A 16,769-nucleotide genomic window follows, 5' to 3' on the forward strand; every position below is an offset into this window, starting at 1 on the left:
AGCTGGATTTGTGTGCCGTACTTGTACAATGAATAAGGGGATGAGCGAATGTTTTCTACAGCTATTGGATGGTTTCGGTTTATTACAATAATTGAGGGAATCTCATATGTTCTATTGCTTGCTATTGGTATGCCCATTAAGTACATATTGGATATTGGGGAAGCAACACTCATTTTAGGCAGCATCCATGGTTTCTTATTTGTCGTGTTTGGGCTTTTATTACTTTATGTGAGCATCATATCAAAATGGTCCTTTTTAAAGATGGCGATGATTTTCATCGTTTCATTCATCCCATTTGGGAATTTTGTAATCGACCGCAGGCTATTGAAGCAAAGTTAAATGATAAAGAACCTGATATCGTATTTATTCAGTACTTTTACTTTTGAAAAATCCATAAAAAAAAAACGTCTTCCTATTTAAATGGAAGGCGTTTTTTTATGGATTTAAGCTTGCTGTAAGGTTGGCACAAAGATGCTGTAAGAATGAGCATGTAAAGTATAAGTATCAACAATACTGAAGAGGTGAAACAAATGGAACCATTATTAAAAGTGGAAAATATAAAAAAAACATATGGTAAATCAAGCGCTGCCTACACAGCGTTAGAAAATATATCTTTTGACATTCATGAAGGGGAGTTTGTAGGGCACGCCTCAGCTGCGCCTTTACCCGATATGCGACTTCTTTTGGACTGAATGGTTTGGTAATATAATCATCCCCGCCAATCGCCAACCCTAAAAGCTTATCAATTTCCTCGTCCTTTGCTGACAAAAATAAAATGGGCACATTCGACACTTCACGAATTTGCTTGCATAAATCATAGCCTTCACCATCTGGCAGCATAATATCTAGCAAGACTAGTGATGGGTCGAACTTCTGAAACTTTGCCCACCCATCCAAACGTTCCCGCCTTAACAATATTCGGGATACCTTCTTTATGTAAAACTGTCTCCATGAGACGTGCCAAATCTTCTTCATCGTCAATAATTAAAATCCTCTGATCATTAGACATTCTTCTACCTCCCAAACATCAATCATACCCTACAGTATAGAGTACCCCTTAATAAAAAATAAGGGGAGGGAAAGATTTTTAACGAACTCATTCCATTATTTTCACGAAACAGAGTGGAAAAAACTAAGTACCATGACATGAAAAATTACTGTAGAGATCAGGAGTCTGATGCCTGGTTCTTATTTTGTTAAGGGAGTTTCCGAAAGAAGATCATGCTTCATACTGATTTGGTAAAGGTTGTATGATAAACTGTTTAAAGTATTGTTAGGAAGATTATGCTAAGTAATATGATTAAGGAATTCGTTGCTGTTCTTTTGACCCCAATCTTTCTATAAAAGTATGTAGCGAATGTGGAAGAATAAAAGGAGAAAAAAATAATGGAAACAAAAAAGGTCTTACCCGTTCTTTTTTTAGTGATGTTTTTAGTCATGGTCGGATTTGGGATCATCATTCCCGTCATTCCGTTCCTTGCCGAAAAGGTTGGTGGCAGTCCTACTGAGCTTGGACTTTTAATGGCTGTTTATTCATTAATGCAATTATTTTTTGCCCCGATGTGGGGACGTATATCTGACCGGATAGGACGTAAGCCTGTCATGATAATCGGGATTGCTGGACTGTCCCTTTCGTTTTTCATCACGGCTTCGGCAGATTCCTTATGGGTATTATTTGTAGCCAGGATCATTGGCGGAATTTTGTCATCGGCAAACATGCCAACCGCAATGGCGTATGTGGCTGATATCACGACGCCGGAAGATCGGGGAAAAGGGATGGGAATCATCGGGGCCGCTACAGGGCTTGGATTCATCTTTGGACCTGCGATTGGCGGGGTATTCTCCAAATCAAGTTTGAATTTACCGTTTTACATTGCTGGAATTTCCTCTTTGATTACTTTATTCTTAGTGATTGCGATACTAAAGGAATCACATACAGTTGAAAAAAGGGCCCAACAGTCAAAAAATAAAGAGTCCATGTGGAAAGCCTTTAAGGGGCCTCTTAAAACCATGTTCTTCCTGCAATTGATCGTCACTCTTTCAATGGCAGGACTCGAAACGACTTTTGCCTATTTTGCAGCCAAAAAGGCCGATATAAGTCTTGTCCAACTAGGTTATATCTTTATGATCATGGGGGTTGGCAGTGCGATCGTTCAAGGTGGATTAGTGGGTAGGATGACAAAGAAATATGGGGAAGGCGCGGTCATCCGAATGGGAATCATCGTATCGGCAGTTGGTTTCATTCTCATCCTGTTTTCTTCCGGTTTTTGGACATCGGCGGTCTTCCTGACGATTTTCGGAGTGGGTAATGGGTTCATCCGGCCGGCAATTTCGGCGCTGCTGACCAAAAGTTCCATGACGGGCCATGGCAGTGTCACTGGACTACTATCTTCCTTCGACTCGTTCGGCAGGATTGCAGGTCCTCCGATAGGAGGTTGGTTATTTTCGATTTCAATTGATTTACCATTTATATCGGGCGCGATCCTTTCCGTTTTTGCTTTGATTCTTTATCAGTTATACCATGTACGGACACAGACTAGACAGGTCCAAGCATCTCATTAATTTAATGATTGGCAAAAACCCCCCATTTCTAAAAAAATGGGGGGCCGCGAGCGGTGCTTGAATAGCACCGTTTTTTATTGAATCATATTGAGGAATTTACGTGTACGCGCTTCTTTAGGGTTTGTGAAAATCTGCTCGGGTTTTCCCCGCTCCATTATTTTTCCTTCATCCATGAAAATGACTTCGTCGGCGACTTCACGGGCGAAACGCATTTCATGGGTTACCACGATCATTGTCATGCCTTCTTCTTTCGCCAGGTCTTTCATGACCTGTAATACGTCTCCGACTAATTCAGGATCTAAAGCGGAAGTAGGTTCATCGAATAGCATGACCTTCGGCTCCATGGCCAGTGCCCTTGCAATTCCGACTCGTTGCTGCTGTCCGCCGGACAATTGAAACGGATAAAAGTCGATTTTTTCACCTAAGCCCACTTTCGTAAGCAGGGAAGCAGCCGTTTCTTTCGCTTGATGTTTGGCTATGTTTTTTACAATGATGGGTCCTTCCATTACATTTTCCAATGCTGTTTTGTGGGGGAAGAGGTTATAGCTTTGGAAAACCATCCCTGTCAAACTGCGAAAAGATGTAATCGAATTTTTTCTAACGGTTTTTTTGAAGTCCATTATGGTTTCATCGATTTCAATAGTCCCGTCCGTGGGTACCTCAAGGAGATTCAAACAACGAAGAAAGGTTGTTTTACCTGAACCCGAAGGACCGATCAATACAATGACTTTACCTTGCTCCACTTCCAAATCGATGCCCTTCAATACTTCAAGGTCACCAAACGATTTATGAAGATTCTTAATGTTGATCATTTTAAAATCTCCTTTAACTACTGCGGTTCTTATTTTGCTACATAACGATTTAGTCTGTCCTCTAAACTTCCTTGAATGAAAGATAGAATGGTACACAAAATCCAATATAAAGCAGCTGCTTCCATGTAAAGTAGTAGAAATTCATAGTTTTTTGCAGCGATTTCTTGAGCTTTACGGAATAATTCCGTTACAAGAATGAGTGATGCAAGCGATGTATCTTTTAAAAGGCTAATGAACGTATTGGATAATGGGGGAATCGATACACGGGCTGCTTGCGGCAAAATGATTCGCTTTAAAGCTTGGGTATATGTCATCCCGATTGAATAGCCTGCTTCCCATTGCCCTTTTGGTATGGATAAAATGGCTGCTCTTATAATTTCCGAAGCGTATGCTCCCACATTTAAAGAGAATCCTATAATAGCCGATATGAAAGGATTGATGGTTACACCTAAATTTGGAAGTCCATAGAAAATGATAAATAATTGCACAAGTAAAGGTGTCCCGCGGATGATTGACACATATACACGCGCAATTATTTGAAGAATTCTAATGGAAGATAATCTAGCCAATGCTGTGAGTACAGCAAGAATAAGGCCGAGAACGAATGTAATCAATGTTAGTGGAATCGTATATTGAATAGCTCCCTCTATCATAGGATAGAGGGAGGTTTGAGCGATGGAAACAAGCTGGTTCATACGCTCGGGGTCGGCGAAGATATTACTTAGGAGAAACATCTTCACCAAACCATTTATCCGAGATTTTCGCGTACGTGCCGTCGTCTTTCATTGCTTTAAGTGCTTTGTTTACTTCTTCCACTAATTTGCCGCTGTCTTTTCTGAACATTAAACCACTTGCGACTCCGCTTTCTTCCTCATCAGCCACTTTGATAGGTGCATCCGGGTGTTGCTTTTTATAATCAAGGTACGATAATTTGTCATTGATCGTGGCATCTACACGTTTGGAACCAATAAGCTGTACGGATTGAGAAAATCCTTCAATACCTGTAACTTCAGCACCATGTGATTTGGCTAGATCATTGTAGTTACTCGTTAAAGATTGTGCAGAGGTCTTGCCTTTCAAATCATCGAAGGATTTAATATCCGAATTATCTTTGTGTACAAGCAATACGGCTCCTGATTGAATATATGGGTCAGAGAAATCATATTTCTTTTGACGGTCTTCATCGATGCCCACTTGGTTTGCGATCATATCAAAACGTTTAGCATCCAATCCTGCAAACATGCCGTCCCATTGTGTTTCCTTGAATTCAGCTTTCACTCCAAGGCGTTTTGCCACTTCTTTAGCAATTTCAACATCAAACCCCGTTAGTTTATCTGAATCATCGTGGAATGTGAAAGGAGGGTATGTACCTTCTGTTCCAACAGTTAATACGCCATCTTTTTTGACTTTATCATATAGACTTTCTTGTGAAGAAGATTTATTGTCGTTATCGTTTGCCTCATTTTTAGTATTGGTACCACAAGCGGTAAGTACAACCGTGAAAGCTAACAATAGCGATAAAAGTGCAACCATTTTTTTCATTTGGGTAAACCTCCTAGTAATCTGATAGGGATTGATACACTGTGATACTATACAAGAAAAGGAAAAAAGTCAATGAAAATAACTTATATGATTAGTGTTAATGAAACTTGGTGAATTATACGGATTTTCACGCATTGAAGTGAAATAAAACTAAAAGAAAGGTGCATCGTTATCCGAGGAAGGAACTTAAAGAAAGGGAAGTAATCATTAAGAATCTAAGGGGACAAAAAGCCCCTCATCCACGTCGATAATTAGCTAAGTGGAGGAAGGGCTTGTTAAGGCCGTCCAAGAACTATTGCAGGATTCTTTTTAACTTAGTGTTTATCATGATTTCCATCCTCTACGCTGACGAAAATTGGGTTCGAATAGAACCAAAGGTCTTTATAGTTACGTTTGTTTATTTCTGAAAAACGCGTTTCGTTATCCTCGATTTCAGTCTTTGCATCGATCAGCGGTTCACCGTCCAGCGTTTCTCCAGAGACATTTTCCCCTAGATTCGTGCCTCGCAAACGGAAATATTGATCCTTATTTGCTTTGACTTTGTAAGTGATGGTATGAAAACCATCGCGATCTGTTTTCCAGTCTTTACTTGTAAAGCGTTTAACCACTTTTGTCGTATCATTGGTGGCTTTATTATAAGCAGGTGTTCCAGGCACTGCTTTCCCGGTTACTTCCCCGGAAATTAGATCTACGTGATCCACCTTGACGGGGTCTCCGTTATTGTTCTTTTTGGGGCTCTTAAATCGGATGGTGATCTTGACCATCTGTCCTTCCTTCACTTTCACTTCGCTCCCCATTTCTGCCTTGTTGTTTCCGTTTTTAGCTTGGAAATCAAGGGCATCGATCAAGTCACCAAAAACGGAAAAGGATTTTCCTGATCGCATGCCATCAAGGACAGATTGCATCGATGAACCATTTACCCATGTATAATTCTTGGAATATTCCCCTGGCCAGTAACCGCTGGAGTATAGGCGGTTTTCACTGATTTCAAAATGGGAGTCCGAATTGGAAAAATTCCAGAACTTACGACCTTCCCCAAGAAGCGCATCCCATGCACCGCCTACCTTAGCAAGCATGTAATCGGAACCGCCATAGGTCCGGTTTTCCGGTGTTGTCAGATTTAAACCGCCTCTATCTGGTTCCATCTGGTTACCTGGCATGCCTTCAAATCCGAACATGACATCCGGGGCGATATTGTTGAAGTCGCGAAAATCAGATATGTTGTACACCCTTTTTCTTGATGGGTGGTTCAATATGGCATAACTTGTATTCTTATAATTTTTCTCAAGCCATGCCAATGCTGTTCGAGCATCCTCGGATGTCTTATTTGCTCTTTGATCCTGTGCTTTCCAGACGGCTACATCCGCAGGATCAAACATCTTTTCATCCTGGTTGGTGAACAGATATTCAAACTGATTGCCAGCTTTCAGACTTTTAGGTGAGCCCGGCTGATCTCCTAAAATACCTATGCCGACATGCTCGTATGTAGGCATGTCCCATTCGAAGCCTGAAAAGATGATTTTATTTTTAAATTTGCCCTCTTTTTGCAGTTGTTCCATTTTCGGGGCTTGATATTGAATGATTCCCTGAGACAGCGGTATCGGCCCGCCTGGAATCAAATGTCCCTCATCATCCCTTGAAGACATCCTCAAGTGGTCAGAAATTCCCATCCAATCCATGCCATACTTATCAAATGCGTTATTTAGCAAGCTTTCAAGGCTCTGTGATCCCTCGGCATCATCGGACTGAGTGGTATGGGCATGATATTCCCCCTTCATCCATCTGCCTCCCGGATTTGTCTGATGGTCTTCTGCATCTTTTGCAGCAACCGCGCCCGGAAGACCCTGAAAAAGGATGGCCATGCATAGAACCGATACTGTGAAAGCCCTGAACTTATTAATCATTTTACCGACACCTCCATATATTGAAATAATGTTGAACAAGCTAATTTTATTGTAAAAATATTAAGAATCCGTTTGGGGTGAGTATGGTTTATGTAAATGAAATGATCGGTTCGCTTCCATTATGTATTTTGGGGCGGTGACAGCGGTTTGGAAGTTGAAAGGGAAAGAAGGGGGAGGGGCTTGAAACAAAAAAGGTTGCAGAGAAAACTTCCTTTCTCTACAACCTGCAACAACTATTTTGCCGTAAATATCATTTAGCTTCGAGTAGATTGATATGATCTACAGTTTGATCTTCACCAAAAATGAACCCAAGTTCATAATTTCTTGTCCTTGTAAATGTAGTTGATTTCATTCGTATTGGAAATATGGCTTATTTCGTCAGCATTGCCGAGTTGTTTTCCTAAAACTTTAGGTGTGATGCTACTTTTCCACAATTTTCTTACATGAAACATTTCCTTGATGCTCAATTGGATTGTTTTATTATGGTGGAGCATCAGGGAATATGGTTGGGTTGTCTACTAAAGAGAAACTATTTGAAAACCGCTCCCCGGAGCTCCAGGTTTATGGATCAGGGACAATTCACAGCCTTTCATCATGTGAAAATGGCTGGACTGCGTGACTTACACATTTAGAGAATATATAACCAAGATTATAGATTTGATTAGGGCGGAGCTGTTTTTGAACTCAGGTTATAGTCAATGAGGGATGTTTCATGCAGTCGGAAAAATGAAAAGGGTGCTTCACCACGATGAAGCACCTTTGAAAATGATGCAGTTAATCCCAAACGCTGATTCTAGGGACTCCAGCAGTTCTTAAATAGTCCAATAATTGACCAGTATGTACCGACTCATGATAAGCGATTCTTAGCAACATGTCTCCTAAATCCCTGATATATCCTACATCAGAGCGATCAATTTTAATATTGGATAAGTCGTTTTCGCTGAAGGATATGATTGTTTCCAAAAAATCACGCCTGTAAGGTTCAGCAAAGTTTAATTCCGCTTCTACAGAGATAAGTGGCTGTTTTTCATATGGTGATTCATAAACGGGTAAGCTGCCTTGATTTTTAATAGATAAATGATAGTAATGCTCACTATCAAGGACATGTCTAACCATTTCTAAACAGCTCATTGCCTTGTCGTCCGGTTTCCAATGGAGTGTGCCTTTAGGTATTGAAGTCCATAGTTTAATGTTTCTTCTTCTAACCTCTTCCAGATTTAAGATGATTAGTTCTATCGATTTCATAGTATCTCCCCTTTTAGCAGGTATACACACACTATAGCACGAATGAATGCCGGAAATATGGAATCATTTTGAAAATATAGAGAATTTAACGATCAACTTGAGGTAGTTAATTTATGGCGTATTCCTTCTGTTATCTATAGTGCCGCTCCAGTTAATTCAATAGATAACCGTATGCTATGCCAGTTTTTACTGGTTGCCATTTTTAAAAAGTGATCTTAAATTGCAAGTGATGGGGGTTTTAAAGAAAGGTTGATGAGACGACCGGGAAAATGCCTATAATCCGTGTAGAATTTACAGGCGATTTCATTCCCTAGTTTTGTAAGGAGGAACACATGATTCATATATCCGTATAATACTAATATCTCTTATTAGTATTATTATCAGACAGAGAAGGCCAGTTAATGAAGGGTAAAACAGATGAATGATTCGTATTAGTTGTGCACTGTATTACAAGATTAGAATGTATTTTGATCGATCTTTCTTCTTATTTACGCTATAAGCTTCAAGAGACCCTTCTTAAATCAGTGATTGAATTAGAATGTCATCATGATAAATTAAAATCGGTTTAAAACCAAGGGCTCTAAACTTTTGTAATGCTTCAGGGTTATTTTTGTTCACGAAACCGGACACTACAAGGATCCCTTTTTTTCTCACATAAGTTACTAGTTCTGGTAAAAGGGATTGCAAAATTCCCTTTCCTCTATATTTCTTGTCAAGTACTACATAATTAATATGAGCCACTTTATATAAATAAAGATTATAACAAAGAAATCCTACTACTTTACCTTTATCATTACAAATCACGAGTACCTTGTGTGACTTTTTCAGAATTTCATTCACTTTATCGGACGAAACCCGAAAATTTTTTACCGTAATATCCGTTAATTTCTTTATATCCTTTTTAGGATTCCAGTCTCGAAAAAAATACATCATAACTTCTCCTTTTATCTCTATTAGATATAACAGTTATTCACTAGAAATATATAGCCGGTACATGTAAATACATAACCAAAATTCAGAAAACTGGATTCAACACGGAATCCCTTTAGATTAGTCCAAAGGGATTCCATGTTAATCTTAAAAAAGCAACCTTCTAATTTTCAAATTCTTTGACAGAAGTGGGTTGCTTGATAGAAGTAGGTTCCTTAATTGAAGTACCTCTATTATTGTTTAATAAATTTTCTAAGACTCTTCTCAAGGCAGACCTAAGGCTGCTATTGCCATTTCCAGAATTGCTATTTCCAGAATTACCAGTTCTTCTTAGCTTTTTGTTTGACACTGAAATCATCCCCTTTGTTTTATAAATTTCCACATTACTAAATTATGTGTTAATATTCCTTTTTGCTTGGACAAGTTCACCAATTGCACAGTGGTATGTTATGTATTCTTGCTACTATTTAATGTAATAATATGGTATAATTTTGTGAATTACTTCACATAAAAAGGGTATCACTCGTTATTATTCGTACTATCTAACTCATAAACGAAAGAGGGTTGGTTATATGCTGAAGAAAGTGGTTTTAGCTGGAGGGACTGGTTTTGTCGGTCAATACTTTGAAAAGCATTTCAGGAATTTGGGATATGAGGTAAGGATCATCTCCAGGCAAACCCCGCATACTGGCTGGGAAGATAAAGAAGGAATAATTGAAACGATCGATAATTCGGATATGTTAATCAACCTAGCAGGAAAAACGGTCAATTGCCGCTACAATGCCAAGAATAAGAAAGAAATATTGGATTCACGAACTGATACGACTGAAGTGCTGGGTAAGGCGATTGAACAATGTGAAAATCCTCCTTCATTATGGATAAACTCAAGTACGGCAACGATATACAGGCATGCTGTAGATAAACCAATGACGGAGGAGGATGGTGTAATCGGTTCAGGCTTTTCTGTAGATGTTGCGAAAGCGTGGGAGCGCTCATTTTTCGATTTCCGATTACCTAAAACGAGACAAATTGCTTTACGAATCGCCATTGTATTGGGAGATGGGGGAGTGATGACCCCGTATAGGAATTTGGTTAAATTCGGACTGGGAGGCCATCAAGGATCAGGAAGTCAGAAATTCAGTTGGATACATATAGAAGATTTATTTAACATTGTCCTTTTTCTGAGAAAGAATCAGGAGTTGAGCGGGGTGTTCAATTGTTCATCGCCGCATCCAGTAACAAATCGTGAATTGATGGCTCATTTGAGAAAGTTCATGAATATTAGGATAGGACTGCCCTGTCCAACACCCATGCTTGAAATGGGGGCTTTCTTTATGGGGACCGAAACGGAATTGATATTAAAAAGCCGGTGGGTCATACCTGAGAGATTGGAAAAAGCGGGGTATGCATTTAAATTCCATCATCTTGATGAGGCTCTGGAACAGATACTGATGAATTCTTAAAATAATCGAGATTGATTGCTATAATGATAGATAGAAAATCATTAATGGAGGGGAATAGTAGAATGAATATGACTCCATCCGAAAAAGTCGGAAGATTCACAACAGGGATATTTTCAGAGTTGGCGACCCGCAAGCAGGATGCAATGAAACGAGGGCTGGATGTTATTGATTTGAGTGTAGGAAGTCCGGATTTACCACCGCCTGATTTTGTAGTGGATACGCTAGTGAAGTATGCGCAGGATCCCAATTCCTACGGGTATACGTTAAAAGGTACGCCTGAATTCCATGAGGCAGTCCGGTATTTTTATCGGATGCGTTATGGGGTGGAGCTGGATGCAGAAAGGGAAGTCCTCCAACTGATGGGATCGCAGGATGGCCTTGCACACTTGGCAACGGCGATGATAAACCCTGGAGATTATGTGCTGGTGCCAGATCCGGGATATCCAATTTATGAAGCGAGTGTAAAGCTTGCCGGCGGAATCATTCATCCGATGCCGCTTACTGCCGAAAATGGATTCCTGCCGCAATTCGACGGTATTCCGGATGAAATAGTGAAAAAGACCAAAATGATGATCATCAGTTATCCAGGAAATCCTGTCACTGCCCTTGCTGATGAAGCTTTCTTTTCGGAAGTCATAACATTTGCGAAAAAGAACGAGATCATGGTGGTTCACGATTTTGCTTATTCCGAGTTGATTTTTGATGATCATCCGCAAATTAGTTTTATGTCCATTCCTGGTGCCAAGGAAGTGGGGATTGAATTTAACTCACTTTCCAAAACTTTTAATATGGCCGGCTGCCGCATTGGGTATGCAGTGGGCAATCGAGAGGCGCTGAACATCCTGGGAACGCTGAAATCACACATCGATTATGGGGTTTTTTATCCTATTCAAAAAGCTGCCGAGATGGCGTTAACTTCCAATCTTTCGCTGCTATCCGAACAGGTTAAGGAATACCAGTCCCGACGTGATGCCTTGATATCAGGACTTGCGGAAGGGGGATGGCATGTGCCGAAAACCGCAGCTACCATGTTTATTTGGGCCCAAATTCCTGTTGGCTGGAAATCACGGGATTTTGCCTATGCATTGATTGAAAAAGCAGGGGTAACGGTCGTCCCAGGCGATGCTTTTGGGAAGCAGGGTGAAGGGTATGTCAGGATGGCCTTGGTCCAGCCGGCCGAGAGATTGACAGAAGCTGCTGAACGGATCAGATTGTTTTTGGAGGAAAAAATTGGAGTTTGAAAAATCCAGCATTTAATATATTCAGGTTTTAAGAACGCTCGATCACGGATCGGACGTTCTTTCTTTTTATTTTCCCATTTTTATGGGGCAGTGACTACCAATTCAGCTATAGAGGCAGAAGCTTATTTTCTAAAGCAAGGAATCAACTGGCACGCTGAGGAGTATATAGAGCTTGAGGAAGTTGTTACTTACTTTGAGGCGCTCTCTAGTGTTTTAAAAAAACTACTTTGAAGTTTAAGAGAAGGTCCATCCTCGGATGGGCTTTTTTATTGTTATGAATACTAGAGCGATAGATTATTAATGGAATTGCCGAACGTAAAAAGGACAAGCCGCATAATATATAGCAAGTTCGCAACAATCTTCAATGAAGCGGACTTAATTTGATAGAGAGGGGGAAAAGCAATGATCAACTGGAAAGTGCGTCTTAAGAATCCGACGTTTATATTCACGGTACTCCTTCCTGGGCTATTATTATTGGCGCAGATGGTTGCCGCGTTCATAAACAATTTCATTACCCCTATAGGCTTTACCATTACTGATGATGCATTGAACGGGGCTTTAGGCATCATTAACTTCATAGCGCTTACATTCTTTGGGGTCGGCGGTGTGGTCGATCATACCACTAAAGGTCTAAGCGACAGTGAGAATGCTCGACAATACAAGGATCCTAAGTAATGGGCACTATTCTTTCATATATTGAAGAGTAGAATATACCAGATAACACCGTACTAGTTACAAAACGGTGTTATCTGGTTATTTGTTTTTTGGCAGAGATGATGATGGCCGAATTAAAAATGATTTTTGGTCTGAAAACCGAAATGCAACATACATTTAAAATTGTGGTTCATTTTCAGTTTGGGGAGGAAAAAGAATGAGTTATAGTTTACCAGTTTCAAAATGGTTTGCAGCCATAGTTTTAATCGGAGCATTATTGACGGCATTCATATTCAGTCCGGCTAATGCTTCAGCCTCTATCAATTATGGTGATGAAGTTGCCGCTTTGGCAAAGAAGCAGGTGGGAAGCAAATATAAATATGGGGGGACGACACCAAAAGGATTTGATGCTAGCGGTCTTACCCAGTATGTATATAAAAATGCCGCCACAGAAATGAAGATTCCAAGAACGAGTGCGGAACAGTATAAAACCGGAAAGGCCGTGAAGCAAAAAGATTTAAAAGCGGGAGATTTGGTCTTCTATGCGACAGGTAAGAAAGGGCAGGTCTCTTTTGTGGGAATCTATTATGGAAATGGTACATTTGTCGGAACCACCACCAAAGGAGTCAAGGTGGTCAAAATGAGTGATAAGTATTGGAAAGAAAAATATATAGGGGCAAAACGAGTCATTAAGTAACAATCTGATGTTCATATGAAAAAAGTCCAGCAAAAAGAGCATCGAAAAACCGATGCTCTTTTTGCTAGTCATCTCCGGGGTCCATCATTCAATGATGATATCCGTTAAAACAACATGGCCATTACGAACCTTTACTACGGCCACTGAAGGATTGGCCAATGCGTCCTTCTCCATTTCCTTTGCCTTTTCTTCGGATGCGAAATAATTGTCCAGACCGTATCTGATCTGAATGGTTTCAGCATTTTGCAGGTCATATGGGATTTCCAATTCCCCTTTTAGGTAAACGCCTTTGCCGGGTTTTTCTTTTGTTACGTAATCGACATCGTATAGTCCATCAGTGTTTTGTTTTAAACGTACATATACCTTTTTATAATCACCCATATTTCTTGTATTGAACTCGGTTTTAATCGAGTCATCGACTTGTGATGGCTTAACGGATTCAATTTCGTATTTCAAAGCCACATAGCTTCCCCTAAACAAGTCAGTCGGGTCGACCGGGGCTGTTTTGATCTTGATTACATCACCTGTCATTGTTGTCCAGACAGGAGGAAACGCCAAGACTAATAGAATCAAGACTGGTATGGAAAATACGATGAGTGGCCGGAATGATGGATTACTCATTGAGTTCCCCTCCTTTTTTTCGTTGATTTTCAAAGAAGAAGCCAAAACCGATAAGCATGATTCCACCGATGATGAATGTAAGCGATTTTGGCAGGAAGTCAAAGGAGTAGATATAATATCTGAAAATCAATGCACATATTATCACGATGCTGGTCAAACTGCCTTTAAGAATGAGATAAAGCAGGAAAACGAAATAAGCTAAAGGAAACCAGATTGAAAAATCAAAGGTAAGGAAGAGTGCGGTAATACCATGTAAGATATGCCCTTGGATGTGTGTGATATTTTGTAATTTGGCTCTTACCGGAATATAGGCAAGCACGATTCCCAGTACAAACAGAATGGAAAGCACAATCGTATTCGAATTTTCAAAACCGGACTTCGGCACGAATTCCATTAGAAATAAGGCAATTGTATTGATGGCTAAAGCGTTAATGAAAAAGGTCAGATATTTTGGGTAATCGAATTTCTTTAACAAAATGTATAAAGCCGGTAGAAATACAAGAATGGCAAGCGGATAAGATGTTTCATCAACGAATATACTTCCGTTCATATAAATGAAAAGCAGGAAAGATGTAAAAAGGATGATAAAGACATCCTTCAAATAGTATCCAATGAATACCGTTCCTATCGCCCATAATAAAAAGGAACTGTTGAAATTGATGCTAATGTTAAACATCTGCTCGATTAGAAAAATCCCTGCACCAAAGATCAGAATACCTGCATAATGCAGACTTCGTGACGTTTTGGGAAAGCGTACCTGCACCTTCACGCCAGCAAAGTTCACTCCGATGAGGCATGCAATGATAAGCAGGAATTTAACCGCTTTACTTAAATAGATCCAGTTACTGGCTACGAAGGTCAATACGCCTAAACCTAAAAGAAGTGCCCCAATGGATAATAGAATAGTGATGAAGCTCAAATTACCTTTTACATCATAGGAACCTAACATCCTCACTTTCTCTTGCTGGGAGATGACTCCTTCCTTTTCAAGGTAATTAAATTCATGTTCAAGAAACTCGAATTGCTTTTTTGTTATTTCTTTATTGGCCAAAGTAACTCCCCCTTCCACATTTTACTATTATACATCGTATTCTTTTGCAGCTTTGAATATAATGTTAATTTTCTTCTACCCTTATTGGAATGCATGTAAGACCAAAAAAACATTTTCAGTACCTTGCAATGAACAGTACCATGTGGTAAATTATTTACATAAGATGTATTGTTCGGTGTTCAGTACTGTTTATTGAACTATACTAAAAGACTCTTGGAAGGAGTGATGGTGCTATGAATGTACAATTTAAGAAAGGTGTCCTGGAACTATGTGTCCTGGTCTTATTGGATAAGCAGGATCGCTATGGCTATGAACTTGTACAGAAGATTTCGGATCAAATTGAAATATCGGAAGGGTCTGTATATCCACTTTTACGACGATTGACGAAGGAAGAGTATTTTACGACTTATTTGCAGGAATCAACAGAAGGGCCTCCACGCAAGTATTATAAGTTAACCGACAAAGGCCGGAGATACCTTCAAGAGCTGCTGTTGGAATGGAATGAATTTTCGAATGGGGTCAACCAATTAATCAAGGAAGGTGTGAACCGATTAGTTTGAATACGGAAGGTAAGTGGACGGAAATGATCATGTCAGCTTTTCATTATGAATGTTAAAGGAGGAGCCCGGTGTCATACTGGGCTTTTATTTATATATATATATTTAGGTACACGAAATAAATCATTCGCTTATTTTAACCAATTTTAGTAAACTGGCAATGACTATTATAAATTAGAAGGTGAAGGGATATGAGGGAAACCTTAGTGGATGAACGGGTAAGAGGGACTGATAAAATCTGGACACGTGATTTCATCATGATCTGTTTGGCAAATATGTGCATCTTCATGGGATTTCAAATGACGATGCCGACTCTCCCGCTGTTTGTAGAACAGCTTGGCGGTGATGACCGCCTTGTGGGGGCTGTCCTTGGAATCTTCACTTTTTCGGCCTTGCTTGTTCGGCCAATTGCCGGCAGGTTATTGGAGACAAAGGGAAGGCGCATCGTTTTTCTTGCCGGGTTAGCCATTTTTGCATTGTCAGTGGGTTCCTTCGGTTTTATGGGGAGCATCGGTTTGTTATTCATGATGCGGATTGTACAGGGCGTCGGCTGGGGGTTTTCTTCAACGGCTTCAGGAACGATTGCTTCCGATATAATCCCTGCGAAACGGCGTGGTGAGGGGATGGGGTATTACGGATTATCGGGTAACTTAGCACTGGCATTCGGGCCATCATTGGGTCTTTTTCTAGTTACGGTCCTTCCTTTTCAAGAGTTGTTTTTGATCTGCTCATTATTAGGATTGTTTGCCATCATTGCAGCATCACTTATTCGGCATCAAAAAGTGGAAAGTGATCCTCCGGCGGCTGTCAGAGCCAAAAGGTTTGATATATATGAAAAAAGTGCCCTTCAGCCATCTTTGCTCATTTTCTTCATCTCGGTTACATTCGGTGGAATTGCAACCTTCCTTCCCCTGTATACAGCGGAAAAAGGTGTAGATGGGATTCAGTGGTACTTTTTAGTATATGCAATGGCTCTCATGGTCACGAGATTATTCGCGGGTCGATTATATGACCGAAGGGGACATCGAGCCATATTCGTGCCTTCAACAGTACTCATCATGGCTGGGATGCTGCTGCTTGCGTGGATGCCGAGTGAAGCGGTCCTTTACATTGCGGCAGTGCTTTATGGATTTGGATTCGGTTCTGTCCAGCCGGCGCTGCAGGCATGGTCGATTGAAAAGACGGCACCCAATCGGAAGGCGATGGCGAATGCAACATACTTTTCATTTTTCGATCTTGGAGTGGGCATAGGTGCCATCATGTTCGGGCAGATAGGCTTCCTCTTCGGCTATAGGAGCATCTATATCACGGCAGCCGCTTCGATTTTCATTTCAATGATCGTTTATTTATGCATTATCAGGAGCGAGGATAAAGTAAAATCAATATAAAGACGTTGAATGGCTTCGATGGAAGTCATTCTTTTTTTGAGTCAGGAGGAACACCACTGGAATCGTTGTTTCATCAGTGTATTATCCTAAATATTTAAAAGA

Annotated in this window: 18 protein-coding genes and 1 pseudogene; 9 read left to right on the forward strand and 10 right to left on the reverse strand. The window is 40.3% G+C overall.

Annotation, left to right across the window (positions count from 1 at the left end; all coding sequences use genetic code 11):
- Nucleotides 1–48 precede the first annotated feature (48 nt).
- Both Q8G36_RS04910 and Q8G36_RS04915 read left to right on the forward strand, forming a co-directional pair.
- Entirely contained in the window at nucleotides 49–339 is a 291-nt protein-coding gene (locus Q8G36_RS04910) for a DUF3817 domain-containing protein (protein ID WP_034305497.1), read from the forward strand.
- A gap of 191 nt (nucleotides 340–530) precedes the next feature.
- Nucleotides 531–692: a hypothetical protein gene (locus tag Q8G36_RS04915; RefSeq protein WP_305159293.1), complete on the forward strand. Its 162-nt coding sequence runs from the start codon at nucleotides 531–533 to the stop codon at nucleotides 690–692.
- Here Q8G36_RS04915 and Q8G36_RS04920 read toward each other — a convergent pair.
- Nucleotides 643–1,009: pseudogene (locus Q8G36_RS04920) on the reverse strand (response regulator transcription factor); the annotation flags it as partial. The gene Q8G36_RS04915 and the pseudogene Q8G36_RS04920 sit on opposite strands and share 50 nt — an antisense overlap.
- Nucleotides 1,010–1,386: 377 nt before the next feature.
- Between Q8G36_RS04920 and Q8G36_RS04925 the strand changes: the two are divergent.
- Complete coding sequence (locus Q8G36_RS04925; RefSeq protein ID WP_305159236.1) at nucleotides 1,387–2,562, forward strand: MFS transporter; 1,176 nt, start codon at nucleotides 1,387–1,389, stop codon at nucleotides 2,560–2,562.
- A gap of 74 nt (nucleotides 2,563–2,636) precedes the next feature.
- Here the strand turns inward: Q8G36_RS04925 and Q8G36_RS04930 are convergent, their stop codons facing one another.
- The 7 genes from Q8G36_RS04930 to Q8G36_RS04960 form a co-directional block, all read right to left on the reverse strand.
- Nucleotides 2,637–3,374, reverse strand: coding sequence for an amino acid ABC transporter ATP-binding protein (locus Q8G36_RS04930; RefSeq protein WP_305159237.1), 738 nt, complete (start codon nucleotides 3,372–3,374; stop codon nucleotides 2,637–2,639).
- 29 nt (nucleotides 3,375–3,403) lie between these two features.
- Nucleotides 3,404–4,108, reverse strand: coding sequence for an amino acid ABC transporter permease (locus Q8G36_RS04935; protein WP_305159289.1), 705 nt, complete (start codon nucleotides 4,106–4,108; stop codon nucleotides 3,404–3,406).
- Nucleotides 4,092–4,916, reverse strand: coding sequence for an amino acid ABC transporter substrate-binding protein (locus Q8G36_RS04940; RefSeq protein WP_305159238.1), 825 nt, complete (start codon nucleotides 4,914–4,916; stop codon nucleotides 4,092–4,094). The genes Q8G36_RS04935 and Q8G36_RS04940 overlap by 17 nt, the downstream gene beginning before the upstream one ends.
- Before the next feature lie 314 nt (nucleotides 4,917–5,230).
- On the reverse strand, nucleotides 5,231–6,820 hold the full coding sequence (locus Q8G36_RS04945; protein WP_305159239.1) for an S-layer protein: 1,590 nt from the start codon (nucleotides 6,818–6,820) through the stop codon (nucleotides 5,231–5,233).
- 774 nt (nucleotides 6,821–7,594) lie between these two features.
- A complete protein-coding gene (locus Q8G36_RS04950; protein ID WP_305159240.1) occupies nucleotides 7,595–8,065 on the reverse strand; it encodes a DinB family protein in 471 nt (156 codons plus the stop codon).
- Between the two features lie 516 nt (nucleotides 8,066–8,581).
- Complete coding sequence (locus tag Q8G36_RS04955; protein WP_305159241.1) at nucleotides 8,582–8,995, reverse strand: GNAT family N-acetyltransferase; 414 nt, start codon at nucleotides 8,993–8,995, stop codon at nucleotides 8,582–8,584.
- A 163-nt stretch (nucleotides 8,996–9,158) separates the two neighbouring features.
- Entirely contained in the window at nucleotides 9,159–9,344 is a 186-nt protein-coding gene (locus Q8G36_RS04960; RefSeq protein WP_305159242.1) for a hypothetical protein, read from the reverse strand.
- Nucleotides 9,345–9,567: 223 nt separating this feature from the next.
- Between Q8G36_RS04960 and Q8G36_RS04965 the strand changes: the two genes are divergently transcribed.
- The 4 genes from Q8G36_RS04965 to Q8G36_RS04980 all read left to right on the forward strand — a co-directional run bounded on the left by Q8G36_RS04965 (nucleotide 9,568) and on the right by Q8G36_RS04980 (nucleotide 13,050).
- Nucleotides 9,568–10,458 (forward strand): TIGR01777 family oxidoreductase, encoded by an 891-nt coding sequence (locus Q8G36_RS04965; RefSeq protein ID WP_305159243.1) that lies wholly within the window; start codon nucleotides 9,568–9,570, stop codon nucleotides 10,456–10,458.
- A 62-nt stretch (nucleotides 10,459–10,520) separates the two neighbouring features.
- Complete coding sequence (locus Q8G36_RS04970) at nucleotides 10,521–11,699, forward strand: LL-diaminopimelate aminotransferase (RefSeq protein ID WP_336622950.1); 1,179 nt, start codon at nucleotides 10,521–10,523, stop codon at nucleotides 11,697–11,699.
- 402 nt (nucleotides 11,700–12,101) lie between these two features.
- A complete protein-coding gene (locus Q8G36_RS04975; protein ID WP_063234789.1) occupies nucleotides 12,102–12,374 on the forward strand; it encodes a phage holin in 273 nt (90 codons plus the stop codon).
- Nucleotides 12,375–12,570: 196 nt separating this feature from the next.
- The gene (locus tag Q8G36_RS04980) at nucleotides 12,571–13,050 is read left to right on the forward strand and encodes a C40 family peptidase (protein WP_305159244.1); all 480 of its coding nucleotides are present in this window, start codon (nucleotides 12,571–12,573) and stop codon (nucleotides 13,048–13,050) included.
- A gap of 84 nt (nucleotides 13,051–13,134) precedes the next feature.
- Here the strand turns inward: Q8G36_RS04980 and Q8G36_RS04985 are convergent, their stop codons facing one another.
- Nucleotides 13,135–13,671 (reverse strand): GDYXXLXY domain-containing protein, encoded by a 537-nt coding sequence (locus Q8G36_RS04985; RefSeq protein ID WP_305159245.1) that lies wholly within the window; start codon nucleotides 13,669–13,671, stop codon nucleotides 13,135–13,137.
- Entirely contained in the window at nucleotides 13,664–14,722 is a 1,059-nt protein-coding gene (locus tag Q8G36_RS04990; protein WP_305159246.1) for a DUF2157 domain-containing protein, read from the reverse strand. The genes Q8G36_RS04985 and Q8G36_RS04990 overlap by 8 nt, the downstream gene beginning before the upstream one ends.
- Nucleotides 14,723–14,955: 233 nt before the next feature.
- Here Q8G36_RS04990 and Q8G36_RS04995 point away from each other — a divergent pair, with 233 nt between their 5' ends.
- On the forward strand, nucleotides 14,956–15,282 hold the full coding sequence (locus Q8G36_RS04995; RefSeq protein WP_305159247.1) for a PadR family transcriptional regulator: 327 nt from the start codon (nucleotides 14,956–14,958) through the stop codon (nucleotides 15,280–15,282).
- A gap of 188 nt (nucleotides 15,283–15,470) precedes the next feature.
- Complete coding sequence (locus Q8G36_RS05000) at nucleotides 15,471–16,667, forward strand: MFS transporter (RefSeq protein ID WP_305159248.1); 1,197 nt, start codon at nucleotides 15,471–15,473, stop codon at nucleotides 16,665–16,667.
- The last annotated feature ends 102 nt before the right edge of the window (nucleotides 16,668–16,769 follow it).

Source organism: Peribacillus frigoritolerans (genome assembly GCF_030676415.1).
GTDB classification, from domain to species: Bacteria; Bacillota; Bacilli; order Bacillales; family DSM-1321; genus Peribacillus; species Peribacillus frigoritolerans_A.

What these genes read in the sequence shown, in the direction of transcription:
- Q8G36_RS04910 (WP_034305497.1), top strand. Translation starts at nt 49, where the DNA reads ATGTTTTCTACAGCTATTGGATGGTTTCGGTTTATTACAATAATTGAG.
- Q8G36_RS04915 (WP_305159293.1), top strand. Translation starts at nt 531, where the DNA reads ATGGAACCATTATTAAAAGTGGAAAATATAAAAAAAACATATGGTAAA.
- Q8G36_RS04925 (WP_305159236.1), top strand. Translation starts at nt 1,387, where the DNA reads ATGGAAACAAAAAAGGTCTTACCCGTTCTTTTTTTAGTGATGTTTTTA.
- Q8G36_RS04930 (WP_305159237.1), bottom strand. Translation starts at nt 3,374, where the DNA reads ATGATCAACATTAAGAATCTTCATAAATCGTTTGGTGACCTTGAAGTA.
- Q8G36_RS04935 (WP_305159289.1), bottom strand. Translation starts at nt 4,108, where the DNA reads ATGTTTCTCCTAAGTAATATCTTCGCCGACCCCGAGCGTATGAACCAG.
- Q8G36_RS04940 (WP_305159238.1), bottom strand. Translation starts at nt 4,916, where the DNA reads ATGAAAAAAATGGTTGCACTTTTATCGCTATTGTTAGCTTTCACGGTT.
- Q8G36_RS04945 (WP_305159239.1), bottom strand. Translation starts at nt 6,820, where the DNA reads ATGATTAATAAGTTCAGGGCTTTCACAGTATCGGTTCTATGCATGGCC.
- Q8G36_RS04950 (WP_305159240.1), bottom strand. Translation starts at nt 8,065, where the DNA reads ATGAAATCGATAGAACTAATCATCTTAAATCTGGAAGAGGTTAGAAGA.
- Q8G36_RS04955 (WP_305159241.1), bottom strand. Translation starts at nt 8,995, where the DNA reads ATGTATTTTTTTCGAGACTGGAATCCTAAAAAGGATATAAAGAAATTA.
- Q8G36_RS04965 (WP_305159243.1), top strand. Translation starts at nt 9,568, where the DNA reads ATGCTGAAGAAAGTGGTTTTAGCTGGAGGGACTGGTTTTGTCGGTCAA.
- Q8G36_RS04970 (WP_336622950.1), top strand. Translation starts at nt 10,521, where the DNA reads ATGAATATGACTCCATCCGAAAAAGTCGGAAGATTCACAACAGGGATA.
- Q8G36_RS04975 (WP_063234789.1), top strand. Translation starts at nt 12,102, where the DNA reads ATGATCAACTGGAAAGTGCGTCTTAAGAATCCGACGTTTATATTCACG.
- Q8G36_RS04980 (WP_305159244.1), top strand. Translation starts at nt 12,571, where the DNA reads ATGAGTTATAGTTTACCAGTTTCAAAATGGTTTGCAGCCATAGTTTTA.
- Q8G36_RS04985 (WP_305159245.1), bottom strand. Translation starts at nt 13,671, where the DNA reads ATGAGTAATCCATCATTCCGGCCACTCATCGTATTTTCCATACCAGTC.
- Q8G36_RS04995 (WP_305159247.1), top strand. Translation starts at nt 14,956, where the DNA reads ATGAATGTACAATTTAAGAAAGGTGTCCTGGAACTATGTGTCCTGGTC.
- Q8G36_RS05000 (WP_305159248.1), top strand. Translation starts at nt 15,471, where the DNA reads ATGAGGGAAACCTTAGTGGATGAACGGGTAAGAGGGACTGATAAAATC.